This window comes from Phreatobacter stygius (assembly GCF_005144885.1).
In the GTDB taxonomy this organism is placed as follows: domain Bacteria; phylum Pseudomonadota; class Alphaproteobacteria; order Rhizobiales; family Phreatobacteraceae; genus Phreatobacter; species Phreatobacter stygius.
In genome coordinates this window covers 5,442,836-5,467,247 of sequence record NZ_CP039690.1, presented here as the reverse complement: position 1 = coordinate 5,467,247, position 24,412 = coordinate 5,442,836, and the positions used below count along the sequence as shown (strand labels likewise).

The following is a 24,412-nucleotide window of genomic DNA, read 5'->3' as shown; positions in this document are numbered from 1 at the left end:
GTGGCTCCAATCAAGCGGTTATATAGCATGCAATATATTTCAATAGCAAGCTATACAAATGACCTTCCGACGCACCCGGTCCGCCGGCTACATGACCAATTGGGCGGCGCGCCTGTTCGCCCGCGCCATTGATCGCCGATTGAAGGAGATCGGCGTCTCCTCCGGTCATCTGCCGGTGTTCTTCGCCCTCGGCGACGGCGCCGCGCTGTCCCAGAAGGCACTGACCGAGGCAGCCGCCATCGAGCAACCGACCATGGCGGCGACGCTCACCCGGATGGAGCGCGACGGGCTGATCCTGCGCAGGCCCGACCCGCAGGACGGGCGCAGCACGCTGATCTCGCTGACGCCGGATGCCATCGAGAAGATGCGGGCGGTGCGCGAAGCGATCGTGGCGGTGAACGGCGCCGCCCTGACGGGATTGGACGAGGCGGAGCGCACGGCTTTCCTGAAGGCGCTGGCGACGGTGGTGGCGAACCTCGAGAAGGCGGGGGCCTAAGGGGCCGAGCCAAGGCGCACCGGAGGGAGAGGCTTGGTTCCAGAGCCCGTGCCGGCCTCGCCCCGGCGAAACCGGATCCGATAATCCTGCGGCAGCACGTTCAATCGTCGACGGAAGGCGCGGCGCATATGCTCCTCGTCCTGGAAGCCGGCGCGCGCCGCGATCTCCTTCATGCTGAGCGCGCTTTCCTCGAGCGCCCGCCGTGCCGCCTCGACGCGGAACTCCTCGACCACCTTGCCGGGGGTCCGGCCGGTCTTCTGCCGGAACAGGCGGGCGAAGGTGCGTGGGCTCATGCCGGCCTTGTCGGCAAGCACTTCCACCCGCAGATCCCGCTGGAGGTTGTCCTGGATCCAGGCCGACAGGTTTTCGAAACCCTGCTCCGCCTCGGATTGCAGGGTCAGCGGCACGCTGAACTGGGCCTGGCCGCCGGGACGTTTCAGGAAGACCACCAGCCGGCGTGCCACCCGCATGGCCTCGCGATGGCCGAGATCGTTTTCCAGCAAGGCGAGCGCCAGATCGATGCCGGCGGTGACCCCCGCCGAGGTCCAGATGCCGCCGTCGCGAATGAACACCGGGTCGGTCGACACGGCGATGTCGGGATAACGCTCGCTCAACAGCCCGCAGGAGCCCCAATGGGTCACGGCCCGGCGGCCTTGCAGCAGGCCGGCCGCGGCCAGCACAAAGGCGCCGGTGCAGACCGAGCAGACGCGCCCGACCGCCGGCGCGTTACGGCGGAACCAGTCGACCAGTTCGGCATCGGCCGCCGCCTGATGCACTCCCGGCCCGCCGCCGACAACCAATGTATCGACCCCCACCAGGTCGCAATCGCCAAGCGCCGTCGTCATGACCTCAAGGCCGGACGATGTCCGCACCAGTCCGCCGGCGAGCGACGCGATCTGCCAACGATAGGGCGGCTGATGCGCCGGTGCGGTTTCGCAGGCCAGCTCGAACACCTGCAGCGGGCCGGCGAAATCGAGCAGCAGGCAACCCTCGAACAGCACGAAGACGAGGCGGCGGGGATCTGAAGCCATGGCGGTCCTGGCAAGGACTGGCAGGAAATGCGTCCACTATGACATTTCGGTAAATCCGGCTCTCCGTCAACGTGGCGTCATTCCAACCGCGAGGTACGCCCCATGTCGGACAAGCCGATCCAGATCGGACTGCTGTTCTTTCCCGGAATGACCCAGCTCGATGTCACCGGGCCGTTCGAAGTCTTCGCCCGCCTGCCGAATGCGCGCATCCACCTCCTCTGGAAGCGGATCGAACCGGTGGTCAGCGATGTCGGCCTGCCGCTGATGCCGACCACCACTTTCGCCGACTGCCCGGATCTCGACGTGCTCTGCGTCGGCGGCGGCCCGGGCCAGGTCACCGTCATGGACGATGACGACCTGCAGGCCTTCCTGCGCGACAAGGGCGGTTCCGCCCGCTACCTCACCTCGGTCTGCGCGGGCTGTCTGATGCTCGGTGGCGCCGGCCTGCTCGACGGCTACAGATCGGCCTGCCATTGGCTACTGATCGACCAGCTCAAGGCCTTCGGGGCTATCCCGGTCGATCAGCGCGTGGTGGTCGACCGCAACCGCATTTCCGGCGGCGGCGTCACCGCCGGCATCGATTTCGGTTTCAAGGTGGCGGCCCTGCTGTGCGGCGAGGATGTCGCCAGGCGGCTGCAGCTCTTCCTCGAATACCAACCCGAGCCGCCCTTCGACATCACCGTCCAGAATGCCCCGCCGGAACTGCTGGCCGAGATCCGCGCCGCGGCCGTGCCGATGGTCCGCGAGCGCGCGGCCGCGGGCCAGCGGGCGCTCGCCAAGCTCAGGGCGTCCGAGCGGCCTCGAACGGAAAAGGCCATTGCCTGACGTCCAGACCAACCCGGCGCCGATCCCAAAGCCATGAACAACAAGGCATGGGCGGCCCCACCAGAGGGGACCCACATGAATCGCAATGTCATTCTGCTCTGCCTCGCGGAAGCGCTCTACGTTTGCTACCTGTCGATCGGCTTCACGCTGATCAGCCTGGTCGGCCAGAGCCTGGCGATCGACAAGAACCTCGCCACCCTGCCCTTCTCGCTGACCATCGTGGCCTCCGCCGTCACCACCATCGGCGCCTCCATGCTGATGGCACGCATCGGGCGGCGTCCGGGCTTCATGGTCGGCGCGATGATCGGCGTCGCCGGCGGCGCGCTGGCCACCTTCGCCATCATTGGCGGCAGCTTCTGGCTGTTCTGCGCCGGCAATTTCCTGATGGGGATGTTCAAGGCCTTCGCCCAATATTACCGTTTCGCCGCGGGCGAGGTCACCGAGCCCGACAACCGTGCCTCGGCGATCTCGCTCGTGCTTGCCGGCGGCGTGCTGGCCGCCGTCGGCGGACCGCAGCTCGCCGCGTTCAGCCGCGACCTGCTGGCGCCGGTGGCCTTTGCCGGGTCGTTCGCCGCCATCACCGTGCTGGCCTTGCTGACCTTCGTGCTGACCGCCTTTCTGAAGGTCCCGCCGGTCGCCAAGGCCGTCAGGTCGGAAGGCGGCCGGCCACTGGCGGACATCATGAAGACCCCGCCGTTCATCGTGGCGGTCGCCGCCGGCTCGGTCGGCTACAGCGTCATGGGCTTCGTCATGACCGCCACGCCGCTGGCGGTGATCGGCTGCGGCTACAGCATCGGCGAAGCCGCCACCGTCATCCAATGGCATCTGCTCGGCATGTTCGCGCCGTCGTTCCTGACCGGCAAGCTGACCGCCCGGATCGGCACCTCGACGGTGATCCTGACCGGCGCCGTGCTGCTGCTGGCAAGCGCGGCGATCGGCGTCTCCGGAACGACGCTCGGCCATTTCTGGGTCGGGCTTCTCATGAGCGGCATCGGCTGGAACTTCATGTATGTCGGCGCGACCATTCTCCTGACCGAGAACCACGCGCCGGAAGAGCGGGCCAAGGTCCAGGCAGCCAACGAGTTCATCATGTTCACCTGCGTGTCGCTGTCGACCTTCATCGCCGGCGCCTTCTACAACCTCTATGGCTGGACCGCCGTTGCCCTGCTCGGGGTACCGCCGGTCATCCTGGTGCTCGGCCTGATCCTCTGGCTGATGACGCGGCGACGGCCCGAACCGGCCTCGGTCTGAACCTTCTCCGGCCATGCGCGAGAGGCGGCGGGCCTTGGTGCCCGCCGCCATTCCTTGGCATCACGCGGCGTTGGCGGCGCCGAGCACGGCCTTCACCGAGGCGGTCGCGACATCGCCGTCGATGCCGACGCCGAACACCGTGCGGCCGTCGGCCAGGCGCGCTTCGACATAGGCCGCGGCCTGGGCATCCGAACCGCGGCGCAGCGCGTGCTCGTGATAGTCGACCACCTCCATGTCGATGCCGCAGCCGTCGTTCAGCGCCGCCACCACCCCGGAGATCAGGCCATTGCCGATGCCTGCGATCGCCCGCACTTCGCCGTCGATGCGGATATGGCCGGCGAAACGACGCTTGTCGCCGGGACGGCGCAGGCCCGCCGCTTCGTAATCGACCAGCGCGAAACGTTTGTTCCCGTCGAGATGATAGGCCGCCTCGAAGGCCTGCCAGATGCTCTCGGAGGTCATTTCCTTGCCCGTCCGGTCGGCGATCTCCTGCACGGTGCGGCTGAAATCGACCTGGAAACGGCGCGGCAGTTTCAGCCCCCGGTCCTGTTCCAGCACCCAAGCGATGCCGCCCTTGCCGGATTGGCTGTTGACCCGGATCACCGCCTCGTAGGTCTCGCCGAGATCGGCCGGGTCGATCGGCAGGTAGGGCATCTCCCAGATGCCGTCATTGCGGGTTTCGTGGGCAGCGAACCCTTTCTTGATGGCATCCTGGTGGGAACCGGAAAAGGCGGTGAACACCAGTTCGCCGGCATAGGGGTGGCGCGGATGCACCGGCAATCCGTTGCAATGTTCCACCGTGCCGACCACCTCGCGCATGCCGGAGAAGTCGAGCTTGGGGTCGATGCCTTGGGTGTAGAGGTTCAAGGCCAGCGTCACCAGGTCGACATTGCCGGTGCGCTCGCCATTACCGAACAGGCAGCCCTCGACCCGGTCGGCACCCGCCAGCAGCCCCAGCTCGGTGGCGGCGACGCCGGTGCCGCGATCATTATGCGGATGCAGGCTGATGACGACCGAGTCCCGCCTGGAGATATTGCGGCAGAACCACTCGATCTGGTCGGCATAGACATTGGGCATGGCCACCTCGACGGTGGCCGGCAGGTTGAGGATGACCGGGTTGTCGGGTGTCGGCTGGAACACGTCGAGCACCCGCTCGCAGACCTCGAGGGCAAATTCCGCTTCGGTGAACGAAAACGTCTCCGGCGAATATTCGAAGGTCCAGCGCGTCTCCGGCTGCTTGCGGCTCTCGGCCAGCATTGTGCGGGCGCCGGCGACCGACAGCGCGATGATCTCGGCCTTGTCCATGCCGAACACCACGCGGCGGAACAGCGGGGCGGTCGCGACATACATGTGGACAATGGCCTGGCGCACGCCCTTCAGGGATTCGAAGGTGCGGGCGATCAGATCCTCGCGCGCCTGGGTCAGCACCTGCACGGTGACGTCGTCGGGGATCTTGCCGCCGTCGATCAGGCTGCGGACGAAATCGAACTCGGTTTCCGACGCCGAGGGAAAGCCGATCTCGATTTCCTTGAAGCCGATCTTCAGGAGCATGTCGTAGAAGCGCAGCTTCTTTTCGACACCCATCGGATCGGCCAGCGACTGGTTGCCGTCGCGCAGGTCGGTCGAGACCCAGCGCGGCGCGGCCTCGATATGGCGTGACGGCCATCGCCGGTCGGCCAGCGCTACGGGCGCCATGAACGGTCGATATTTGGATTCCGGATTGATCAACATGGTGTTGTCTCGCTTGAGCTTTTTGGTATTCGGGGATGATGCGAATACGGCCGAGCTCCAGCCGTCGGGCGGCCGTCAGTCCCGACGGCTGCCGATAAGTCGCGAGGCCGCGCGGGCGAGACCGGCGCGGTGCGAAACAACATGATCGATCAGGACAGATTTCGATGGTATTTCCATCGGCATGACGGCACCCGTGCGGACGACAACCCCAAACGACGTTCCCCCGCCTCCCTCAGGAGGTCGGGCAGACAAGTCGAAGGTTGGCGCCAAGGCACAGGGTCATGATGGCCGCTTCATCTCACGAGGCTGGCTGCCAAGTCAACCGCGAGGATGGGCATCGACGCGTCCGACGCGGCCGCTCGGGCAGCCTGCTTTCGCACGCTGCCAGCCTTGGCCGGATGGGCGGCCTTCAGGGGCCGCCGCGCCAGGTCGCCGACGGACACGCGTGCCCCGAGAACCAGTCCGGGGATCGCAGCGTTCGGCGCCTGAAGGCGGCTTTTGCGACCTGATGCCGAACCGGTGCGCGGCATCAACCCCGCCAGACCGCCATCAGCAGAAGCGTCAGCAGGACCGCCATGATCGGCCATGCGAGCCAAGGCGATATTGGGCCTTCCCTCAGCCAGGGGTCGGCTTGGGGTATTTCCTCGGGCGACGGGTAAGGCTGCGTCCGGCCGCGTTTTTTTGGCGACATTCTGTCCTCCGGGGCTCTGATCGTGGTCCGTCTCATTTCGCCGACCTCCGCCACCTCGAACCCTGCGGTTCAGCAGGGCTCAGGAGGCCGATCAAGATGCGGTGGCATGCGCGATCCAAGGGGGCTAGTTGTCGACAGCCTCTCGCTCCGCGTGACAGGATCGGCGGCCATTGCTTCGGCACGCCGGGCCCTGGGCGGTTTGGCCATTCGCTGGCCACCTCTCACTAGCCTCGAGCCATCTTACTCTTGTTCACGACCAGAGCCAAAGGCCACGCGCCGCGCTGGCGCCAGCGCGGCCCGGATGCCGGGGCTCGATTGACAATGGCGCCCACCGGACCAGAATACCGCGATCGTTTACTTGATGCGTCGACCAGAAAAGGACGGCGACGATGACGATGGCAAACCGACTCCAAACCTATCTGGACAGCGAAGGCGTCCGCTACGAGATCGTCGCGCATCCACGCACCGCGTCGAGCAGCCGCACCGCCGAGGCAGCCCATGTTCCCGGCGGCCGCGTCGCCAAGTCCGTGGTGATCCACCATGAACTCGGCTATGTGCTGGCCGTCGTGCCGAGCACCCATCGGGTCGAGCTTTCGACCTTGCAGGCCGTCCTGGACAAACGTCTCGGACTGGCCTCGGAAGGCGAAATCAGCCGGCTTTTCGACGACTGTGACGTCGGGGCCGTGCCGGCTGTCGGGGCGGCCTATGGCGTGCCGGTCATCCTCGACGACAGCCTTGGCGGCGCGACCGATCTCTATTTCGAGGGCGGCGATCACAAGTCGCTGATACATGTCAGCGGCGACGATTTCCGGATCCTCACCCGGGACGCGCAACGGGCACGCTTCAGCCACCCGGCGTGACCAGCGAAGGCCATGGCTGATGAGGCACGCCTCTCCCGCCGGGAGAGGCGGCCTCGGCCCGTTCCGGTGCCGGGCTGACTGTCCCGGTCAGCTGCCGCCGCCAGCAAACCGCGCCCGGCTTGCCGCCACCCATTCCGGCGTCAGCTTGGCGAACAGCACCGGTGGCAGGCTCACCTCCTGGCCGGAAGGGACCTCGCGCAAGGCGCTGGCGGCGGATTGCGGCAAGGGCGGCACGCCGGCAGAACGCCCCAAGGCCCTCAGGACCTTGTCCGCGGCCTCGGGAATGAAGGGCCAGGCCACCGTCGCCGCGGCGGCCACCAGGTTGACCCCGGTTCTGACCACCACGGCCGCCCGCTCGGGGGCATTGGCAAAACTCCTCCAGGGTGCTTCATCGGCGAGATAGCCGTTGGCAAGGCGCCAGATCGCCCGAACCGTTCCGGCGGCCTTGCGGAGTGCGCAGCCCTTGTGATGGCCGCGCAGGTCATCCAGCTGCCGCTGAAGTGCGGCGGCAAGACGCGCCTCGGGTTCAGCGGAAACCCCGCCGCCGGGCACGATCCCGCCGTGACGGTTGACGGTGAACGTCAGGACGCGGTTGACCAGATTGCCGAAAGTGTCGGCGAGATCGTTGTTCACATCGGTCGCGAAGCGCTCGAAGCTGAAATCGGTGTCCCGGCTCTCGGGCGCATTGGCCGCCAGCCACCAGCGCCAGTAATCGGCCGGCAGCAGGTCGAGCGCCTGATCCAGGAACAACCCGCGGCGCTGGCTGGTCGAGAATTTGCCGCCCTCATAGGTCAGCCAGTTCACGCCTTTGATGACGTCGACGGTCTTCCACGGCTCGCCCGAACCGATCAGGGTGCAGGGAAAACTGACCGCGTGGAACGGCACGTTGTCCTTGCCCAGGAACTGGGCATATTCGACATCGTCCGCCTGCCACCACCAGGCGCGCCAATCACGATGGTCGGGATCGGCGTCCGACCAGTCCTGGGTCGCGGCGATATAGGCGATCGGCGCGTCGAACCAGACATAGAAGACCTTGCCCTCGAAACCAGGCTTCGGCACAGGCACGCCCCAGCCGAGGTCGCGGGTGATGCAGCGGTCCTGGATCCCCTCGTCCAGCCATTTCCGGGCGATCGAGGTGACCAGCGGCGGCCAGCCGTCGCGGCTCCCGATCCAGCTTTCCAGCTCATCCACCAAGGCCGACTGGCGCAGGAACAGGTGACGGGTCGGGCGCACTTCCAGCGCCGTGCTGCCGGACAGGGCCGAACGCGGCGCGAGCAGGTCGACCGGATCGAGCGGCCGGGTACAGCTTTCGCATTGATCGCCCCGGGCCTGGCTGAAGCCGCAATGTGGACAGGTGCCGATGATGTAGCGATCGGGCAGGAAGCGACCATCGGCCGGCGAGTAGACCTGCTGCAGCACGCGCTCCTCGATGAAACCCTGCGCGTCCAGGCAATGGAAGAAATGCTGGGTGAGCGCGTGGTTGCGCGGCGACGACGACCGGCCGAAATGATCGAAGGAAAGGTTCAGCCGGCGATAGATGTCGGCCTGAGCGGCATGCTGTCGCCGGCAATAGTCGGCGACCGCGACGCCGGCCTCGGCGGCCGCCAGTTCAGCCGGCGTACCATGTTCGTCGGTCGCGCAGATGAACAGCGTCCGATCGCCGATCTGACGGCGGTGGCGCGCCTGAATGTCGGCCGGCAACAGCGAGCCCGCGAGATTGCCGAGGTGCTTGACGCCGTTGATATAGGGAAGTGCGCTGGTGATAAGAGCCTTTGCCATGATGCCCTCCTCGGGGCCATGTCACGGGTGAGGCGCCGGTACCTGGTCGACACAAAAAAGCCCTCCGCAGAACCGGGAGGGCTTGGGTCCGACGCTCACACGCGCGGGCAAAAGCACGCGCTCAACCCCTCCGGCCAATCTCCTGCTGGCAGGGCCTGCGCATTCGTGCGGTGAGGCGGCGGGTGAACATGGTGAAAGTCCGGGCAAAAGGCCAAGCGAAAATGCCCGACGGGCGTGCCAAAGGCAAGCTCAGAACCAGTAGCGCCAGGCATAGACGATCGTCATCACGGCGCCTGCCACGATGACCAAGCCCTGGACGAGCCGCCCCGGCAGGACGCGCACCAGCGCGCCGCCGGCATAACCGCCGCCAAGCGCACCCGACAGCATGACCAGGGTTTCCGGCCAGCGCACCATGCCCTGGGCGATAAAGATCCCGATGGCCGCGAGGCTGACGGCGGTGGCCAGCAGGTTCTTCACAACCTTGACCTTGCGGATGTCGTTCGGCTCGGCGATCGACAGCACCGCGGTCAGGATGACGCCAAGGCCGGCGCCAAAGAAGCCGCCATAAACCGAAGCGCCGCCGAGCACGGCGAGGCCGGCCGGCTGCGATGGCGCAGCCCCGCCGCGCCGCCTTTCGGTCCAGGCCTGGATCGTCGGCGCGAAGGCAAAGAGCAGCGTGGCGAAGCCGATCAGCGCCGGCACCGGCAGGACGAAGAGCCGGTCCGGCAGCACCTTCAGCAGCAAGGCGCCCATGACCCCGCCGGCCAACGCGACGCCGAGCGCGGCGGCAAGCCGCCGATCCAGGGGCGGCAGCTTGGCCCGGTCGGCGAAGGCGGCGATCAGGTGGCCGGGCGAGATCGCCACCGCGTTGGAGGCATTGGCGATGACCGGCGGCAGGCCCGCCGCCAGCATCACCGGAAAGGTGACGAGCGTCGCGCCACCGGCGACCGCATTGATAATGCCGCCGGCAAAGCCCGCCAGAACCAAGAGAATTGCGATCGTGATGTCCATGCCAGGCCCTTTTTCGGATCGGGCAAGGGCTAGATCACGGCGGCGGCGGCGTCTGGAACATTTGTGACGGCGCGATCCCCGCCCGGTAGGCCGCCGGGGTCACGCCGAAGACCCGCCGGAACTGCCGGCCGAAATGGCTCTGGTCGGCGAAGCCGAGTTCGGCTGCCGTCGCGGCGACCGCGGCACCTGCCCGCAGCCGGGTGCGCGCCTCGTTCAACCTGGCAATGATGCGCCAGGCATGCGGCGGCAGGCCAACGGCGCGGACGAAGCGCCGGCTGAAGGTTTCGCGGGTCGTGCCGGCCCGCGCGGCGATCCGGCCGATGCTGGCGCGTCCGACGGCAAACGTGTCGCGGCCGGCCGCCGGACCGGCCGTGGTTCCGGCCGCGCCGATCCGCTCCCGAACGCATGCGATCAATTCCGCCGGGGCAAACCTCTCCGCGAGTTCCGCTAGGTCAGGCAGGTCCGGCAGGTCAGGCAGGTCGAGCACGCCAGCCGCCGGGCCGATGCCCGGGATCGGCGCATAGAGATTGAGGCAGCGTGTGCCGGCATGAACCAGCGGCAGGCCGCGATGCGGCAGGCCGGCGGGAATGACGGCGCATTGCCCGGCCGTGACATCGAGCCTGACGCCGCCGGCCTCGAAGGCCCGGGCGCCCGACAACACCAGAGTGAGCTGCGTCACGTCGTGGAAATGGGGCTTCAGGTCCGGCGCGCGATCGCCAGCCCAGCACGCCAGCTCGATCGCGGCCGGGCCGCCGTCGCGCCAATAGCTCCAGATCCCCAGGCGGTGAGTTTCCGGGCGGTTGTCCAGGCGGTGAATGGCAGGGGCTCCCGACGTCATCGGCGCCAGCATGACATGTCCGGCCCTGGTACGGCAGTCCTGGAACCGGCGGGTGGCGACGTCATTTTTTCATGTCCAGGCAAGGGCTTGGCCACGATCGCTGGATGGCAGCGCGAGGCGCATGGCCGCCTTGTCGTGATCCGCCCCACGAAAAACGACGGCGCTGGCTTGACGATAATCGTCTCGTTATATAACGTACTAATTATATAATGAGAGACGCAAATGACCCGCCTGGATGCAACCTTCTCCGCCCTTGCCGACCCGACCAGACGGGCCCTCCTCGCCCGGCTGGCCTTGGGCGAGGCGACCGTCATGGAGCTGGCGCAGCCTTTCGACATGACGCAGCCGGCGATCTCCCGGCACCTGAAAGTGCTGGAAGGCGCGGGGCTGATCGAGCGGCGGATCGACGGTACGAAGCGCCCCTGCCGGTTGGCAGCGGCCGGCATCACCGAAATCGACCAATGGCTTGCGATGCTCCGGCAGGCGCTCGCCACCAATTACGACCGGCTGGACCAGGTGCTCGCCGCCATGGATCCCCAAGACTGACCATCCCGAAACCTGAACCATCCCGAAACCTGGGCAATCCAACTCCTTGAAAGGAAGGCTTATGACCAAGCTGGTGCTCAAGACCGAAGGCGACCGGCACGTTGTCGTCACCAGGCGTTTCGCGGCCTCGCCCGAGGCGGTCTATCGCGCCCATACCGAGCCGAAACTGATCCAGAAATGGCTTCTCGGCCCCGACGGCTGGACCATGCCGGTCTGCATCAACGAGCCGCAGCCGGGCGGCAAGATCCGCTACGAATGGAGCGACGGCAAAGGCGCCGGCTTCAGCCTGACCGGCGAATATGTCGCGCTCACCCCGTTCAGCCGGATCGTCCATGTCGAGCGCATGCACCTGCCCGACACCACCCCGGACAACCATGTCGAAACCCGTTTCGACAAGGACGGGTCAGGCACCCTGATGACCATGCGCATGACCTTGCCGGATGCCGAGACGCGCACGGCCATGCTGGCGACCGGCATGGAGCACGGCATGGAGGCAAGCTATGTCCGGCTCGAGGCCATGGCCTGAGGCCGGAGCCACCGGGCCTCGATCCAGACACGAGGCCTCGCCTCGGCCCGGACTGGCGACTTCGTCGCCAGTCCGGACGTGATGGTTGCCGCACCAGTCTGGACATGACGCCTTCATCGGGAGGCGCTATGGCAGCGTCCTCCGGCGGCTCGCCGGCGATTGACTGATTGTCAGCTCGGACCGACAATTCCGCCATGGAAAACATGAACCTTCAGATTCCGCGCCATGCCGCGACGCTCCGCCTGCTCGTCGAGGAACGCATCCGTTCGGCCATTGCCTCCGGCCATTTCAAGCCGGGCCAAAGGCTGATCGAGCGCGAATTGTGCGAGCAGATCGGCGTCGGCCGGACCTCGATCCGCGAAGCGCTGCGCCAGCTGGAGGCCGAGGGCCTGGTCAATACCGTGCCGCATCGCGGGCCGGAGGTCAGCTCGATCACCTATGACGAGGCGCGCCAGCTCTACCAGGTGCGCGGGCTGCTGGAGGGTTTTGCCGGGCGCAATTTCGCCGAACAGGGCAGCGAGGCCGAGATCGCGGCGCTCGGCGCGGCGGTCGAGCGTTTCGCGGCGGCCGCCGCCGGCACGGAACGGGGCGAACTGATCGCCGCCAAGACCCATTTCTACGCGGTGCTGATGGACGGCGCCGGCAACATGTTCATCAAACAGATGCTGACCTTGCTGCACAACCGGATCACCGTGTTGCGGGTGACCTCGATGACCCAGGCCGGCCGGCTCGCCGACAGCGTCGCCGAGATCCGCGACATCTACGAGGCCATTCGCACCCGCAACGGGCCGGCCGCCGCCGAAGCCTGCCAGATCCATATCGAGCGGGCCGCCAAGATCGCGCTCGCCGTGCTGGCCAAGGGCCCGGAGGGCGGCGACAAGCGCCCGACGGAGCCAGCCGCCGCGCGGTAGAGGCGGTTCGGGCTGGGCCCCTGCCCTGCGCATGGGCGATTGACAGATTGTCTGCTTGTCTGCGACAGACTGACATCGACGAGATGCCGTCGCGCCGCGGGCCCTGAAGGCCGTCGCGGGCCGTCGCACGGCGCAGCGGGAGAAGCGTCATGTCGGAAGCGAGCACTGCGGTCATTGAACCGCCGGCCATCGTCGTGGTCGTCGGCCTCGGCCAGATGGGCCTGCCCATGGCGAACCGGCTGATCGGCGCCGGTTTCACCGTTCACGGCCTGGACCCGACGCCGGCCGCATGTGCGGCCTTGGAGGCGAAAGGCGGCAAGGCCTTCGCCGATCCCGCCGCCGCGGTCGACGGCGCCGCAGCCATCATCACCATGCTGCCGAACGGCAAGATCGTGCGCGACGCCCTGCTCGGCGCGGCGGGCTTTGCCCGCCGGCTGCCACGCGGCACGCTGATCATCGACATGAGCTCGTCGGCGCCGACCGAGACGATCAGCCTCGGCGCCGAACTGGAGCCGCTCGGTCTGCCGCTGATCGACGCGCCGGTGTCGGGCGGCGTCAAGCGCGCCATCGACGGCTCGCTCGCCATCATGGCCGGCGGCCCGGGGCGCCAAGTCGAGCGCGGGCGCGCCATCCTCGAGGCCATGGGCAAGTCGGTGTTCCCGACCGGCCCGCTCGGCTCCGGCCATGCCATGAAGGCGCTGAACAATTACGTCTCCGCCGCCGGCCTGATCGCGGCCTCGGAGGCGCTGCTGGTCGGCCGCACCTTCGGTCTCGAACCCGACACCATCATCGACGTGTTGAATGCCTCGACCGGCCGCAACAATTCGACCGAGGTGAAGATGAAGCAGTTCGTCATCTCGGAGAGTTATGCCTCGGGCTTCTCGCTCGCCCTGATGGCCAAGGACCTGCGCATCGCCGCCGATCTCGCCGGCCACCTGAAGCTCGACATCCCGCAGATCGGCGCGGTCGCCGACATCTGGGACGAGGCCAAGGCGGCGCTCGAAGGCGGCGCCGACCACACCGCGATCTATCGCTTCCTGGCAAAGGACGCAGGCGGCGCCGGATGACCATCGCGGCGCTCACGGCGAGGCTGGCCGCAACGTTCGCCGACGGCGAATTGCCGCGGCTCGGCAAGGGCCTCGACACCGTCGTCAGGTTTCGCGTCGGTGACGCCGCCGTCACGATAACGATCACCAACGGAATGGCGCGGTTCGCGCCGGCCCACTTGGAGGCTGCGATCGAGATCGCCGCCCCGCCGGCCGCCTGGGCCAAGGTGCTTGCCGTTCCGCCCGAGCCGACCTTCCACGCCTTCACTGCCTTGGCGCTCGCCAATCCGGCCTTCACCATCACGGGCGACCCTCTGGTGGTCGCTCAAGGACGGCCGGTGCTGGAGCGGTTGATCGAATGCCTCGTCGCGAGCCCGCCCGCCGCCGCCGAGCCGGTGGCACGGGACCTCGGCCAGATCACCGGCGTCTATCGCGAGATCCGCGCCAATGGCAAACGCTACCAGGTCTTCGTGGAGAGCGCCGGGTCAGGCGCTCCGGTTCTCTGCCTGCACACGGCCGGCGCCGATGCGCGCCAGTTCCAGGGCCAGCTCGCCGATGTCGATCTTGCCGGCAGCCATCACTTCATCGCGCCGGACCTGCCGTTTCACGGCCGCTCCATGCCGCCGCGCGACTGGTCCGGCGGCCCCTATCGGCTGACCAAGAAGGCCTATCTCGGCTTCTGCGCGGCCTTCATCGAACAGGCGATCGGTGAACCTGCCATCATCGCCGGCGGCTCGATGGGCGCGGCGATGGCTCTGGTGCTGGCCGCCGAACGGCCTGACCTCGTTCGAGGCATCGTGGCAATCGAGCCGCCGTTCCGCTCCAAGGGCCGGCTCAATCCCTATCAGCACCATGTCGCCGTCCACGGCGGCCTGCACAATGCGAGCTTCGTGCGCGGCCTGATGAGCCCGACGAGCCCGCTCGCCGACCGCCGGCGCGCTGCCTGGATCTATTCGCAGGGTGCGCCCGGCATCTATGCCGGTGACCTCGCCTTTTACAGCGAAGAGTTCGACGGTTCGGTCACAGCGCCAATGATCTGCGCCGCCCGCACCCCGGTCGCGCTGCTCTGCGGCACCTATGACTATTCGGCGACCCCGGAAGACGGCGCCAAGCTCGCGCTGCTAATACCAGGCGCGAAACTCACCATCATGGGCGGACTCGGCCATTTCCCGATGTGTGAGCATCCGGATCTGTTCCAGCCGCATTTCGCCGCGGCGCTGGCGCATGTGCGGGGCGGTTGAGGCGGGTCTCGGGGCGGCCTGGTCCGGATGCGAAAATATCGCCTAAGCTATTGGGTCTCCCGGGCTCCTAACGTCATCCCCCTCACACCGGATCGAGATGCAGGCACACCGTCTCGCCGTTCGAGCCCGGCAGCGCCGGATAGCGCGTGCGCACCTTGGGGTCGTGGCCGGGAATGACCCTGGCATCGCCGCCGGCGAGCCGTTTCGCCCGCGCCCAGCCGAGCGTCATGGCGCCGAGGTCGTAGACGATCGGAAACGGATTGCCGGTGGCCATATTGGCGTAATAGTGGCTGGCGTCGCTCGCCAGCACCACCGGCCCGCGGCGGGTTTCCACCCGCACCATCTGCAGGCCGTCCGAGTGGCCGCCGACATGGTGCAGGCTGACGCCCTCGGCGATTTCGGCATCGCCGGAATGGAACGTGACGCGCTCGGCATAGACGGCGCGCACCATGGCCACGACGTCCTCGACCTCGAAGGGATGGCGAATGCAGGCCTGGCACATGTGCCGGCCGGTGGCGAAGGCCATTTCGCGGTCCTGCAGGTGGAACCTGGCCTTGGGGAAAAGGTCGAGATTGCCGGCATGGTCGTAGTGCAAATGGGTGACCACCACATCCTCGACCGCTCCGGGATCGACGCCGAGTTCGGCGAGCGCCGTGCCGACCGGGCGCAGGATGGTGCGGCCGCGCGCCTTGGCCGCGGCTTCGCCAAAGCCGGTATCGACCACGATGCTCTGCCCGCCCGCGCGCAGGACCCAGACGAAATAATCCATCGGCATGGCGGCGTCATGCGGGTCGGGCGCCTGGATGAAGTTCAGCCGGGCCGGCCGGTCGTGAAAGGCGTAACGCAGCGCGAAGACGTCCCAAGGCCGCATGGCGATCTGTCCTTCCTTGTTCATTGGAAACGAGCGAGGCGCTTCATATGCCCCGCTCGTCGATCTGACCGCCCTGGCGCAAAGCTCACTTCGCCGGCAGCGCGCCTTCGGCCTTCAGCACCTCGTGCGCCGCCTTGAAGGCGTCGAGGCCGGCCGGAATGCCGCAATAGACCGTGGCATGGAGCAGGATTTCCTTGATCTCCTCAACCGTCACGCCATTGGCGAGCGCGCCCTTCACATGCAGCTTGATCTCGGCGGGGCGGTTCAACGCCGTCAACATGGCAAGATTCAGCATGCTGCGGGTCTTGTGCTCCAGGCCCTCGCGGGTCCAGGCGTAACCCCAGCACCACTCGGTGGTGATGCGCTGGAAGGCCATCATGAAATCGTCGGCCTTGGCGATGCTGCCGTCGACATAGTCGGTGCCCAGCACCTTGCGCCGGACCTGAAGACCCTTTTCGAACTGTTCGCTCTCAGCCATCACTTTGCTCCGCTCTGGTGCTGAAGAAGAAGAATGATCCGGACCCTAGAGGCCGAGATAAGCGGTCCTGACCGCATCGTCGCCGGCCAGCGCCTCGGCCGAGCCGGACAGCACGATGCGGCCGGATTCGAGGACATAACCGCGGCTGGCGACCGACAGCGCCAAAGCGGTGTTCTGTTCGACCAGCAGGATTGCCGTGCCGGTGCGGCTGACCGCGAGAAACGTGTCGTGCAGATCGTCGACCACCTTGGGCGCCAGCCCATGGCTCGGCTCGTCCAGCAGGAGCAGCCGCGGCTCGAGCATCAGCGCCCGGCCGATCACCACCATCTGCTGTTCGCCGCCCGACAGCGTGCCGGCGCGCTGGGTCAGGCGCTCGCGCAGCCTCGGAAACATGTCGAGCACATAGTCGCGGCGCTCGGCGAGCCTGGCCGACTTGCGCACCGCATAGGCGCCGAGCATGACATTCTCGTCGACCGTCATGTCGGGGAAGACGTGGCGGCCCTCCGGCACATGGGCGATGCCGAGGCCGGGAATGCGATGGGCGGCGAGGCCGACAAGCTCGGTGCCGTCGAAGCGCAGGCTGCCGCACGCCGCCACCAGGCCGGAGACCGTGCGCAGCAAGGTGCTCTTGCCCGCGGTATTGGCGCCGATGACACAGACGAATTCGCCTGGGGCGACGGAGAGCGAGATATCGTGCAGCACGTCGCCGGCATCGTAGCCGGCGCTCAGGCCCTCGATGGCGAGAAGCGGATCGGCGCTGGTCATTTCACCTCCTCGCCGGCGGAGCGGCCGAGATAGGCCTTGACCACCTCGGGGTCGCGCGAGACCTCGGCCGGCGTGCCGGTGGCGATCAACTGGCCAAAATTCAGCACCACGATGCGCTGGCACAGCGACATGATCGCCCGCATGTGATGCTCGACGACAACCAGCGTCAGGCCGTCGGCGCTGAGCCGGCGCAACAGCGCCAGGAACTCGTCCATCTCGACATGGTTCAACGCCGCCATGGCCTCGTCGAGCAGCAGGATGCGCGGCTCGGTGCAGAGCGCGCGGGCAACCTCGACGCGGGCGCGTTCCGGAAAGGACAGGTCGCGGGCGAGCTTGGCCGCGATGGCGCCAATGCCGACCTGGTCGAGGCAGCGGCGGGCGAGCGCCCGGGCCTCCTCGACCGAATGACGCATCAGGCCGCCGGTCAGCACATTGTCGAGCACGGAGGAATCCAGGAACAGCGCAATGTTCTGGAAGGTCTTGACCATGCCGGCGGCAGCGATCCGGTGCGGCTTCAGGCCGACCATTTCCGTGCCGTCGAGCCGGATCGAACCGGCGGTCGGGCGATGCAGACCGACCAGGTTGGAGAACAGCGTGGTCTTGCCGGCGCCGTTCGGACCGATCAGCCCGACGATCTCGCCCTGGCGGATGGAGAAGGACACGTCGGACAGCGCGGTGAGCCCACCGAAGCGCTTGGTGACGCCGGAGATTTCGAGGAGCGGTGCGGTCATGACGACGCCCTCCCCGCGAAGCGGCGCTTGAGACGGCTGCCCATGGCAACGAAGCCGCGCGGCTCGACCAGAATGACCACCACCAGCAATGCGCCGAAGACCAGTTGCGACAGGCCGGCGGCTTCGGCTGAGAACACCTGGTTGGCCAGTTCTTCCATCGGGATGATGAAGAGCGCGCCGAGGATCGGCCCGATCCAGGTGCCGATGCCGCCGACAATGGCGATCATGGCGATGCGCACCGAGACCGAGGCGACGCCGAACACCGTGTCCGGGTCGAAGAAATACTGGAACTGGGCATAGAAGGTGCCGAGCGCGGCCGTCAGCGCGCCCGAGATGACCGCGGCGATGATCTTGGTGCGTGTCGTGTCGACGCCGATGACCTCGGCCGCGTCGACATTTTCCTTGATGGCGCGCAGCCGGTAGCCGAGCCGGCTCCGCTGGATGGCGACGAAGACCAGCGTCACCAGCACCAGCGCCGCCAGCATGATCCAGTAATAGGGCCGCGTTTCCTTGAACTGGAACATGGCGAGGCTCGGCTGGGAGAACGGCACGGAAATGCCCACGGGACCGCCGGTCAGCCCGCCCCAGCTATTGCCGATGACCCGCATGACCTCGCCGAAGGCGAGCGTCGCCAGCGCGAAATAATGGCCCTTCAGGCGCATGGTCGGCAGGCTGATGGCGAAAGCCGCGACGCCGCCGAGCAAGCTGCCGGCGATCAGGCCGAGCCAGGGCGACAGGCCGACATGGACCAGCAGGAGCGTCGAGGTATAGGCGCCGATACCGAAAAAGGCGGCGTGGCCGAGCGACATCTGGTTGGCGAGGCCGCCGACAATGTTCCAGGCCTGGGCCATGGCGCCGAACAAGAGCGCCAGGCAAAGAATGCGGATGGCATAACCGCGCGGGTCGAGCCCCAGCGGCAGGACGATGGCGAAGGCCAGCACGGCGGCGATCAGCGCCAGCCGCGGCCAGGAGACGCTCGAAGAGACGCTCCGGATCATTTGGAGCCTCCGAGCAGGCCTTCGGGCCGGAACGCCAACACGCCGATGAACACCACGAAGAGCACGAGGTTCTGCAGCTGGATCGGGAAGGCGAGCGCCGAGACCGACTGGATGATGCCGACCGCGAGGCCACCGGCGACGGCACCGGCGACCGAGCCGAGGCCGCCCAGCACCACCACGGTGAACATCAGCACGACGAACTGGCCGCCAACCGTCGGCGAAGCGGTCAGATAAGGCAGGATCACGGCGCCACCGAAGGCGGTGAGCCCGACACCGAGGCCGAAGGCGAGCATATGCATGCGGTCGGCATCGATGCCCATGAGGCGCGCGGCCATCGGATCCTGGGCGGTGGCGCGCATGGCCTTGCCGAACCAGCTCGCCCGCATGAACAGCCAGAGCGCGAGGCCCGAGGCGACCGACATCACGAAGGCCAGGAGATAGGGCACGCTGATGAACAGCTGGCCGATCTTGAGCGACGCGGTCTGGTAAGGCGTCGAGACCGAGCGGAAGCCCGAGCCGAACATCAAAAGCGCGGCGTTTTCCAGCACGATCAACAGGCCGACGGTCAGGAAGATCTGCGCCACGTCGGGCGCCTTCAGCACCCGCCGGATCAACAGGCGCTGCATGGCGGCGCCAAGAATGAACACCACCACGAAGGCGAGCGGCGCGGCCAGCAGCGGATCGAGCCCCAGCCACGCCCAGGCGTAATAGGCCACGAACATGCCGAGCATGAGGAATTCGGCCTGGGCGAAGTTGACGATGCCCATGACGCCGAACACCAGGGTGAGGCCAATGGAGATGACGGCATAAACACCGCCGATCATCAGCCCGTCGAGGATGGCCTGGATCAGCGCCATGCCGGTCTCCGTCCATAGTCGTGCATAAGTATCGGCGGCGTCTTAAGGCTTGCGATCATCAGCCCGTCGAGGATGGCCTGGATCAGCGCCATGCCGGTCTCCGTCCATAGTCGTGCATGATCGGGCTCAGACCTTCCAGACCGCCTTGGTCCGGGCGACGTCGGAGGGCCAGACGGTGACCAGCTCCTTGTTGCGCCACTGCACCATGACCGGCACGGAAAGCGTGTTGAGGCCGGACTTGTCGAACTTGACCGCGCCGCCGGTCATCGCCTTGGCCCAGCCGCCCTCGAAACGGGTGTCGTGCAGCGCCTTGCGCAGGGCATCGGCCTGGGTGGATTTCGCCTGCTCGATCGCCTGGACCAGCACGTCGAGGCAAACCGCATGTTCCAGCGCCTCGTGCACCATGAAATATCCGAAGCGCTTGCGGAACCGCTCGGTCAGGTCGGGCGCGAGATCGTAATTGGCCGGCGAGATCGACAAGACACCTTCGGCATGTTCGCCGAGGCCCTTCTCGAAATCCGGGATGACATAGCCGGCGGCGCCGCCGATGGCGGGGATGTCGATGCGCTGCTGGCGCATCGAGCGGATGATCTGCAGGCTGTCATTGAGATAGGAGACCGGGAACACCGCCTGGGCGCCCGAGGCCCGCAGCTTGTTGATCAGCGGGGTGACGTCGGTGATCCCCAACGGATAGGCATCGTCCATGACGATCTGGACGCCGGCCGCCTTGGCGCCGTCGCGCAGGCCGGTCGCCTGCGAGGTGCCATAGGCCGTGTCCTCATACATGATGGCGACGCGCTCGAGCTTCTGGCCGGCGGCTTGGGCGACCGCCAGCGTGCCGTCGAACTGGGCCTTGCCGATGACGGAAGCCTTGGCGACCACCTGGAAGATGTTCTCGAAGCCCCTGCCGGTGATCTGGTCGGAAAACGACATGGTCAGCAGCGGCACGCCGCGCCGCTCGGTCACTTCCGAAATGGCGATCGTCAGCGACGAGGCGAAGGCGCCGAGAATGGCGACCACGTCGTTCTGGGTGACCAGCCGCTGCGCGACATTGGCGGCGGTGGTCGGGGTCGAGGTGGAATCGGCGATGACCAGGTTGAGCCTGGCGCCGCCGAGGCCCTTGATGCCGCCGGCCGCGTTGATCTCATCGGCGACCAGCTGAATGCCGTTGCGCGAATTGATGCCGAACTGGGCGTTGGCACCCGACAGCGGCAGCACGACACCGACATTGACGGTGCGGCCTTGAGCCTCGGCGCGGTGCTGCACCAAGGGCATGGCGAGGCCGGACGCGAGGCCAAGCTTCAGCGCGGAGCGCCGGCTGACGGCGCCGGCGAACGTCTTGCGATCGGTCATTCAATCCTCCCGTTCAGATGAGCCCGCGATCGAAACGCCGCGGTTTTGCGAATGCGACACGCCGGTTCGTCCGGCGGGCCTGTTGCCGGCCCAGGAGTAAGGCGGCCTCCGCCACGGTGTCAAGCAGATTGACAGATTGTCTGATAGGAACAAATATCCACCGCGAACGGGCCGCCGATCGCCGGCATCAAGGCCCGGCCGACCAACAAAACCGCGCAAGGCGCGGCGCGACACCGGGAAAGTCCCAGGGGAAACCATGATGATCAGACAGCTCGTTCTGGCTGCGGCTTGCGTCGCGGGACTGGCCACCTCCGCGGCCGCGCAGACTTTCCCCAGCCGGCCGGTGACCTTCATCGTGCCTTATGCCGCCGGCGGCACCACCGACGTGCTGGCGCGCATCATCGCGAAAGCCATGACCACGACGCTCGGCCAGAGCGTCATCGTGGAAAATGCCGGCGGCGCGGGTGCCACCACGGGCACGTTGCGCGTCGTCCGGGCGACCGCCGACGGCTATGTGCTGTCCTTCGGCAATATGGGCTCGCTCGCGGCGAACGTGCCGCTCTATCCCAATCTCGCCTTCGATCCACGCAAGGACCTGGCGCCGATCGGCGTGGTCGCCCGGGTGCCCATGGTGCTGTCGGCCAGCAACAAGAGCGGCATTCGCGACCTCAAGGGCTTCATCGAACGGCTGAAGAACCAGGACAATCCGCTGTCGATCGGCCAGGCCGGCCCGGGCTCGACCGGCCATCTGGCGGCAGCAAGGCTCCTGCAACTGACCGAGACGCGCGCCACCATGGTGCCCTATCGCGGCGCCGGACCGGCCATCGCCGACCTGATCGCCGGCTTCGTCGACGGCGTCGTCGACCAGACCGTCACCATGATCCCGGCCCATCAGGGCGGCAATGCCCGGGCGCTGGCGGTGTCGAGCAAGGCCCGGCTGCCGCAGATCCCGGACGTGCCGACCTTCGCGGAAGCCGGCCTGCCGGCCTTCGACCTGACGGTGTGGAACGCCATCGCCGCACCGAAGGACACGCCGCCGGCCGTGGTCGCCAGGCTGGCGCAAGCGCTGGAGGCAGCACTTGCCAGCCCCGAGGTGCAGAAGACTTTCGCGGAACTGGCGGCCGAAGCGCCCGGCGCGGAGGATCGCGGACCCGAGCCGCTGCGCAGGCTGATCGCGGCGGAGGTCGACCGGCTGACCGACCTGATCCGCTCGGCCGGCATCCGGGTCGAGTGAACGGCAGGCAAGGCCCGGTGGCGCCGGACCAGACAGGATCGTTTCGACATTGCCGGCCGCCCGCCATTCCCCGATGATCGCGCCGGCCATGGTCAGCCGACCATGGCCATGCACGGGCAAGGATCAGGGTTGATGACCGACCGGCACCCACGACGAGGCATTTCGATCATGCGCCGCCGCCTGCTGAACGCCATCCTGCCGGCGGCGCTGGCCGTCGGCGCGGTCTCCTTCGGAGGGCCGGTGGGCGCGCAGGCCCGGCCGCCGCGGGTGAAGGTCACGACCGAGCTCGGCGACTTCGTCGTCGAGGTCTATCCCGATCGCGCGCCGACCTCGGCCAACAATTTCCTCGCCTATGTCGACAAGGGCCTGCTCGACGGCCAGTCGGTCTATCGCATCGTGACCATGGCCAATCAGCCGGCCAGCACGCAGCACAAGATCGAGGTGATCCAGTTCGGCTGGCGCGGCGCCGAAGGCCAGGAGCCACCTTTGCCACGCATCGCGCACGAGACCACCGATGTCATCGGGCTGAAGCACCTGGACGGCACGCTGTCCATGGCACGGCTCGCCACCGGCACGGCGAGCGCCGCCTTCTTCATCTGCGTCGGCGACCAGCCTTCGCTCGATTTCGGCGGCGGCCGGCATCCGGACGGACAAGGCTTTGCGGCTTTCGGCAAGGTGGTCGAGGGCATGGATGTCGTCCGCCGCATCCATGCGACCCGCGCCGAGCCGGCCGACCGCCTCGCCCGGCCGATCCCGATCAGCAAGGCGGCGCGGCTGCCGGTTTAGCCACACGCCTGGACGTCAGCTGTCCTGCCCGGCCCTGCCCCTCGGCAAGGTCAGCGCCACCAGAATGGCGAGGCCAATGGCATTGCCGACATTCAAGGTTGTCGAGGCCATGCCGGAGGCGACGCCCTGCTCGTCATGGGCAACACCCGAGGCCGCGGCGATCCACATCGCCGTCCAGGTGATGCCCTGGCCGATGCCGGAGACGATGAGGCCGGGCACGACGACCGCGTAGCCGCTGTCGAGGCCGGCGCCGGCGACCATGGCAGCCGTGCCGAAAGCACCAACCGTCATGCCGGCGAGCAAGGTGGCGCGCACCGAGGCCCGGGTCGCCAGCCGCTCGCCGATCTGGGTGCCGGCGGTGATCGCCAGCGACGGCACCAGGAAGGCGAGCCCGGTCTGGTAGGCCGAGAAGCCGTGGACCTTGCGGAACAGCACGGTGAGGAAATAGGGCAGCGCGCCGAAGGTGCCCATAGAGATGAAGGTGATGGTCATGCCGGCGGCGAGGCTGCGACTGCCAAACAGCCGAAGCGGCATCAGCGGATCGCGGGCGCGGCTGGGACAAGCCGTGCTTCAAGCACCCGCGTGTGTCGGTCTGGGGCGTTCGCATCGCTCTTCGTGACACTTCGAAGCGGCAGGCCGCACGGCCGCCGCGATGAAACCATGATGCTGGAGGTGAATGCGCGCTCGCCGGACCGGTCCGCCAGGGTGACGCACGCGCCATGCCATTTTCGAGAGACGCGCCTTGAGCACAGAGCCTGACGGCGCGCCGGCGGAACCGACGCCGCGCTTCCGGATCGACCTCGATTATGCCGACGACGAACTCGCCGCCGTCGAGGCGGTCATGGCGCGCCGGCAACAGGCGCTGCTGAAGCGTGACCCGTGGGACCCCTGGGCCATCATCATCATGGGTTGCATCGTAGCCTTCGCCACCGCGATCCTGGCAATGTGGCTCGGCGTCGGCCGGCGCGGCCAGGGCGCCATCATCGCGGCGCTCGCTTTCGTCGCGTTCTGGATCGGCGCCTCGAGCCCGGGTCTCATCGCACGGCGCCAGGCAGCGCGCTTGCGGGCGGCGGAGCGCGCGGACTTCCGGGCGGAATGGGCCGGGACTACGCTGGCCGTCGACGCGCGCGGCATCAGCCTGCAGCGGCCCGATGCGCAGGGCTTCTACGCCGCATCGGCGTTCCGATCGGCGACGCGCGAAGGCGGGCTGGTCCTGCTCTGGCCCCATGCCGGCGCGCCGCTCGCGATTCCCGCCCGGCTGATGAGCACCGGCCAGCAGGCGCGCCTCATGGCCATCGCCAGCGGGCAAAGCGCGACCGAAGCGGGCCTTGCGGCTGCCGCCCAGCACCCATGACGCGGCTGCTCACATGACCAAGGATCTGCTCTTCGTTGGGTCAGAGGGCGGAGTCGCCATCGCCGATGCACAATCCGGCCTGTCGCTGCGACGGCAAGGCCAGTGACGGCGGGCGCCGTTCGCCGGCCCTCTCGCCCGCAGGCCGCGGGGGTGAGGGCGTTCCTTCGCGTCGATGCAACGAAGGAACGCCCTCTCCAGGCTC

25 protein-coding genes are annotated in these 24,412 nt (G+C 67.5%); 12 read left to right on the top strand and 13 right to left on the bottom strand.

The features are described from left to right. The first annotated feature begins 58 nt into the window (after positions 1-58). Positions 59-496, top strand: a complete 438-nt coding sequence (locus E8M01_RS25830) for a MarR family winged helix-turn-helix transcriptional regulator (protein WP_136962773.1) — start codon at positions 59-61, stop codon at positions 494-496. On the opposite strand, the gene E8M01_RS25825 is transcribed toward E8M01_RS25830, so the two are convergent. Further along, on the bottom strand, positions 493-1,527 hold the full coding sequence (locus tag E8M01_RS25825) for a GlxA family transcriptional regulator (RefSeq protein ID WP_136962772.1): 1,035 nt from the start codon (positions 1,525-1,527) through the stop codon (positions 493-495). The genes E8M01_RS25830 and E8M01_RS25825 overlap by 4 nt on opposite strands. Before the next feature lie 102 nt (positions 1,528-1,629). Between E8M01_RS25825 and E8M01_RS25820 the strand changes: the two genes are divergently transcribed. Continuing rightward, complete coding sequence (locus E8M01_RS25820) at positions 1,630-2,352, top strand: DJ-1/PfpI family protein (RefSeq protein WP_136962771.1); 723 nt, start codon at positions 1,630-1,632, stop codon at positions 2,350-2,352. A gap of 75 nt (positions 2,353-2,427) precedes the next feature. Then, the gene (locus tag E8M01_RS25815) at positions 2,428-3,603 is read left to right on the top strand and encodes an MFS transporter (RefSeq protein WP_136962770.1); all 1,176 of its coding nucleotides are present in this window, start codon (positions 2,428-2,430) and stop codon (positions 3,601-3,603) included. Between the two features lie 60 nt (positions 3,604-3,663). Here E8M01_RS25815 and leuA read toward each other — a convergent pair whose 3' ends face one another. Beyond that, entirely contained in the window at positions 3,664-5,334 is a 1,671-nt protein-coding gene (gene leuA, locus E8M01_RS25810) for a 2-isopropylmalate synthase (protein ID WP_136962769.1), read from the bottom strand. Positions 5,335-6,414: 1,080 nt separating this feature from the next. On the opposite strand from leuA, the gene E8M01_RS25805 reads away from it, so the two are divergent. Further along, positions 6,415-6,885, top strand: a complete 471-nt coding sequence (locus E8M01_RS25805) for an aminoacyl-tRNA deacylase (protein WP_136962768.1) — start codon at positions 6,415-6,417, stop codon at positions 6,883-6,885. A gap of 87 nt (positions 6,886-6,972) precedes the next feature. Here E8M01_RS25805 and metG read toward each other — a convergent pair whose 3' ends face one another. The 3 genes from metG to E8M01_RS25790 form a co-directional block, all read right to left on the bottom strand. Further along, positions 6,973-8,664 (bottom strand): methionine--tRNA ligase, encoded by a 1,692-nt coding sequence (metG, locus tag E8M01_RS25800; protein ID WP_136962767.1) that lies wholly within the window; start codon positions 8,662-8,664, stop codon positions 6,973-6,975. Positions 8,665-8,913: 249 nt separating this feature from the next. Further along, a complete protein-coding gene (locus E8M01_RS25795) occupies positions 8,914-9,675 on the bottom strand; it encodes a sulfite exporter TauE/SafE family protein (RefSeq protein ID WP_136962766.1) in 762 nt (253 codons plus the stop codon). 34 nt (positions 9,676-9,709) lie between these two features. Further along, positions 9,710-10,525 (bottom strand): helix-turn-helix domain-containing protein, encoded by an 816-nt coding sequence (locus E8M01_RS25790; RefSeq protein WP_170182074.1) that lies wholly within the window; start codon positions 10,523-10,525, stop codon positions 9,710-9,712. Positions 10,526-10,735: 210 nt separating this feature from the next. Between E8M01_RS25790 and E8M01_RS25785 the strand changes: the two genes are divergently transcribed. The 5 genes from E8M01_RS25785 to E8M01_RS25765 all read left to right on the top strand — a co-directional run bounded on the left by E8M01_RS25785 (position 10,736) and on the right by E8M01_RS25765 (position 14,783). Further along, a complete protein-coding gene (locus E8M01_RS25785; protein ID WP_136962765.1) occupies positions 10,736-11,059 on the top strand; it encodes an ArsR/SmtB family transcription factor in 324 nt (107 codons plus the stop codon). 61 nt (positions 11,060-11,120) lie between these two features. Next, positions 11,121-11,585 carry an SRPBCC domain-containing protein gene (locus tag E8M01_RS25780; protein WP_136962764.1) on the top strand — a complete coding sequence of 155 codons (465 nt, stop codon included), beginning with the start codon at positions 11,121-11,123 and terminating at the stop codon, positions 11,583-11,585. A 194-nt stretch (positions 11,586-11,779) separates the two neighbouring features. Then, a complete protein-coding gene (locus E8M01_RS25775) occupies positions 11,780-12,496 on the top strand; it encodes a GntR family transcriptional regulator (protein ID WP_136964835.1) in 717 nt (238 codons plus the stop codon). A 149-nt stretch (positions 12,497-12,645) separates the two neighbouring features. Continuing rightward, positions 12,646-13,563, top strand: a complete 918-nt coding sequence (locus tag E8M01_RS25770; protein WP_136962763.1) for an NAD(P)-dependent oxidoreductase — start codon at positions 12,646-12,648, stop codon at positions 13,561-13,563. Continuing rightward, positions 13,560-14,783, top strand: a complete 1,224-nt coding sequence (locus tag E8M01_RS25765) for an alpha/beta fold hydrolase (protein WP_136962762.1) — start codon at positions 13,560-13,562, stop codon at positions 14,781-14,783. The genes E8M01_RS25770 and E8M01_RS25765 overlap by 4 nt, the downstream gene beginning before the upstream one ends. Positions 14,784-14,865: 82 nt before the next feature. Here the strand turns inward: E8M01_RS25765 and E8M01_RS25760 are convergent, their stop codons facing one another. The 7 genes from E8M01_RS25760 to E8M01_RS25730 all read right to left on the bottom strand — a co-directional run bounded on the left by E8M01_RS25760 (position 14,866) and on the right by E8M01_RS25730 (position 20,836). Further along, positions 14,866-15,654 (bottom strand): N-acyl homoserine lactonase family protein, encoded by a 789-nt coding sequence (locus E8M01_RS25760; RefSeq protein ID WP_136962761.1) that lies wholly within the window; start codon positions 15,652-15,654, stop codon positions 14,866-14,868. Positions 15,655-15,739: 85 nt separating this feature from the next. Then, positions 15,740-16,132: a carboxymuconolactone decarboxylase family protein gene (locus tag E8M01_RS25755; protein WP_136962760.1), complete on the bottom strand. Its 393-nt coding sequence runs from the start codon at positions 16,130-16,132 to the stop codon at positions 15,740-15,742. 45 nt (positions 16,133-16,177) lie between these two features. Beyond that, entirely contained in the window at positions 16,178-16,897 is a 720-nt protein-coding gene (locus tag E8M01_RS25750) for an ABC transporter ATP-binding protein (RefSeq protein WP_136962759.1), read from the bottom strand. Then, complete coding sequence (locus E8M01_RS25745) at positions 16,894-17,628, bottom strand: ABC transporter ATP-binding protein (RefSeq protein ID WP_136962758.1); 735 nt, start codon at positions 17,626-17,628, stop codon at positions 16,894-16,896. The genes E8M01_RS25750 and E8M01_RS25745 overlap by 4 nt, the downstream gene beginning before the upstream one ends. Then, entirely contained in the window at positions 17,625-18,626 is a 1,002-nt protein-coding gene (locus E8M01_RS25740) for a branched-chain amino acid ABC transporter permease (protein WP_136962757.1), read from the bottom strand. The genes E8M01_RS25745 and E8M01_RS25740 overlap by 4 nt, the downstream gene beginning before the upstream one ends. Beyond that, positions 18,623-19,483, bottom strand: coding sequence for a branched-chain amino acid ABC transporter permease (locus E8M01_RS25735; protein WP_136962756.1), 861 nt, complete (start codon positions 19,481-19,483; stop codon positions 18,623-18,625). Before E8M01_RS25735 ends, E8M01_RS25740 begins: the two co-directional genes overlap by 4 nt. 126 nt (positions 19,484-19,609) lie before the next feature. Continuing rightward, positions 19,610-20,836: an ABC transporter substrate-binding protein gene (locus E8M01_RS25730; protein ID WP_215908803.1), complete on the bottom strand. Its 1,227-nt coding sequence runs from the start codon at positions 20,834-20,836 to the stop codon at positions 19,610-19,612. Between the two features lie 259 nt (positions 20,837-21,095). Here E8M01_RS25730 and E8M01_RS25725 point away from each other — a divergent pair, with 259 nt between their 5' ends. Beyond that, the gene (locus E8M01_RS25725) at positions 21,096-22,070 is read left to right on the top strand and encodes a Bug family tripartite tricarboxylate transporter substrate binding protein (RefSeq protein ID WP_215908802.1); all 975 of its coding nucleotides are present in this window, start codon (positions 21,096-21,098) and stop codon (positions 22,068-22,070) included. A gap of 132 nt (positions 22,071-22,202) precedes the next feature. After that, on the top strand, positions 22,203-22,856 hold the full coding sequence (locus E8M01_RS25720) for a peptidylprolyl isomerase (RefSeq protein ID WP_136962755.1): 654 nt from the start codon (positions 22,203-22,205) through the stop codon (positions 22,854-22,856). Between the two features lie 15 nt (positions 22,857-22,871). Here the strand turns inward: E8M01_RS25720 and E8M01_RS25715 are convergent, their stop codons facing one another. Next, complete coding sequence (locus tag E8M01_RS25715; RefSeq protein ID WP_136962754.1) at positions 22,872-23,390, bottom strand: MFS transporter; 519 nt, start codon at positions 23,388-23,390, stop codon at positions 22,872-22,874. A 208-nt stretch (positions 23,391-23,598) separates the two neighbouring features. Between E8M01_RS25715 and E8M01_RS25710 the strand changes: the two genes are divergently transcribed. Beyond that, entirely contained in the window at positions 23,599-24,210 is a 612-nt protein-coding gene (locus E8M01_RS25710; protein WP_136962753.1) for a hypothetical protein, read from the top strand. The last annotated feature ends 202 nt before the right edge of the window (positions 24,211-24,412 follow it).

Coding starts and splice junctions, on each gene's coding strand:
- E8M01_RS25715 (WP_136962754.1), bottom strand. CDS start 23,390: ATGCCGCTTCGGCTGTTTGGCAGTCGCAGCCTCGCCGCCGGCATGACC.
- E8M01_RS25750 (WP_136962759.1), bottom strand. CDS start 16,897: ATGACCAGCGCCGATCCGCTTCTCGCCATCGAGGGCCTGAGCGCCGGC.
- E8M01_RS25745 (WP_136962758.1), bottom strand. CDS start 17,628: ATGACCGCACCGCTCCTCGAAATCTCCGGCGTCACCAAGCGCTTCGGT.
- E8M01_RS25820 (WP_136962771.1), top strand. CDS start 1,630: ATGTCGGACAAGCCGATCCAGATCGGACTGCTGTTCTTTCCCGGAATG.
- E8M01_RS25775 (WP_136964835.1), top strand. CDS start 11,780: ATGGAAAACATGAACCTTCAGATTCCGCGCCATGCCGCGACGCTCCGC.
- E8M01_RS25795 (WP_136962766.1), bottom strand. CDS start 9,675: ATGGACATCACGATCGCAATTCTCTTGGTTCTGGCGGGCTTTGCCGGC.
- E8M01_RS25725 (WP_215908802.1), top strand. CDS start 21,096: ATGATCAGACAGCTCGTTCTGGCTGCGGCTTGCGTCGCGGGACTGGCC.
- metG (WP_136962767.1), bottom strand. CDS start 8,664: ATGGCAAAGGCTCTTATCACCAGCGCACTTCCCTATATCAACGGCGTC.
- E8M01_RS25770 (WP_136962763.1), top strand. CDS start 12,646: ATGTCGGAAGCGAGCACTGCGGTCATTGAACCGCCGGCCATCGTCGTG.
- E8M01_RS25755 (WP_136962760.1), bottom strand. CDS start 16,132: ATGGCTGAGAGCGAACAGTTCGAAAAGGGTCTTCAGGTCCGGCGCAAG.
- E8M01_RS25780 (WP_136962764.1), top strand. CDS start 11,121: ATGACCAAGCTGGTGCTCAAGACCGAAGGCGACCGGCACGTTGTCGTC.
- E8M01_RS25740 (WP_136962757.1), bottom strand. CDS start 18,626: ATGATCCGGAGCGTCTCTTCGAGCGTCTCCTGGCCGCGGCTGGCGCTG.
- E8M01_RS25760 (WP_136962761.1), bottom strand. CDS start 15,654: ATGCGGCCTTGGGACGTCTTCGCGCTGCGTTACGCCTTTCACGACCGG.
- E8M01_RS25765 (WP_136962762.1), top strand. CDS start 13,560: ATGACCATCGCGGCGCTCACGGCGAGGCTGGCCGCAACGTTCGCCGAC.
- E8M01_RS25785 (WP_136962765.1), top strand. CDS start 10,736: ATGACCCGCCTGGATGCAACCTTCTCCGCCCTTGCCGACCCGACCAGA.
- E8M01_RS25720 (WP_136962755.1), top strand. CDS start 22,203: ATGACCGACCGGCACCCACGACGAGGCATTTCGATCATGCGCCGCCGC.
- leuA (WP_136962769.1), bottom strand. CDS start 5,334: ATGTTGATCAATCCGGAATCCAAATATCGACCGTTCATGGCGCCCGTA.
- E8M01_RS25825 (WP_136962772.1), bottom strand. CDS start 1,527: ATGGCTTCAGATCCCCGCCGCCTCGTCTTCGTGCTGTTCGAGGGTTGC.
- E8M01_RS25805 (WP_136962768.1), top strand. CDS start 6,415: ATGACGATGGCAAACCGACTCCAAACCTATCTGGACAGCGAAGGCGTC.
- E8M01_RS25735 (WP_136962756.1), bottom strand. CDS start 19,483: ATGGCGCTGATCCAGGCCATCCTCGACGGGCTGATGATCGGCGGTGTT.
- E8M01_RS25790 (WP_170182074.1), bottom strand. CDS start 10,525: ATGCTGGCGCCGATGACGTCGGGAGCCCCTGCCATTCACCGCCTGGAC.
- E8M01_RS25830 (WP_136962773.1), top strand. CDS start 59: ATGACCTTCCGACGCACCCGGTCCGCCGGCTACATGACCAATTGGGCG.
- E8M01_RS25815 (WP_136962770.1), top strand. CDS start 2,428: ATGAATCGCAATGTCATTCTGCTCTGCCTCGCGGAAGCGCTCTACGTT.
- E8M01_RS25730 (WP_215908803.1), bottom strand. CDS start 20,836: ATGACCGATCGCAAGACGTTCGCCGGCGCCGTCAGCCGGCGCTCCGCG.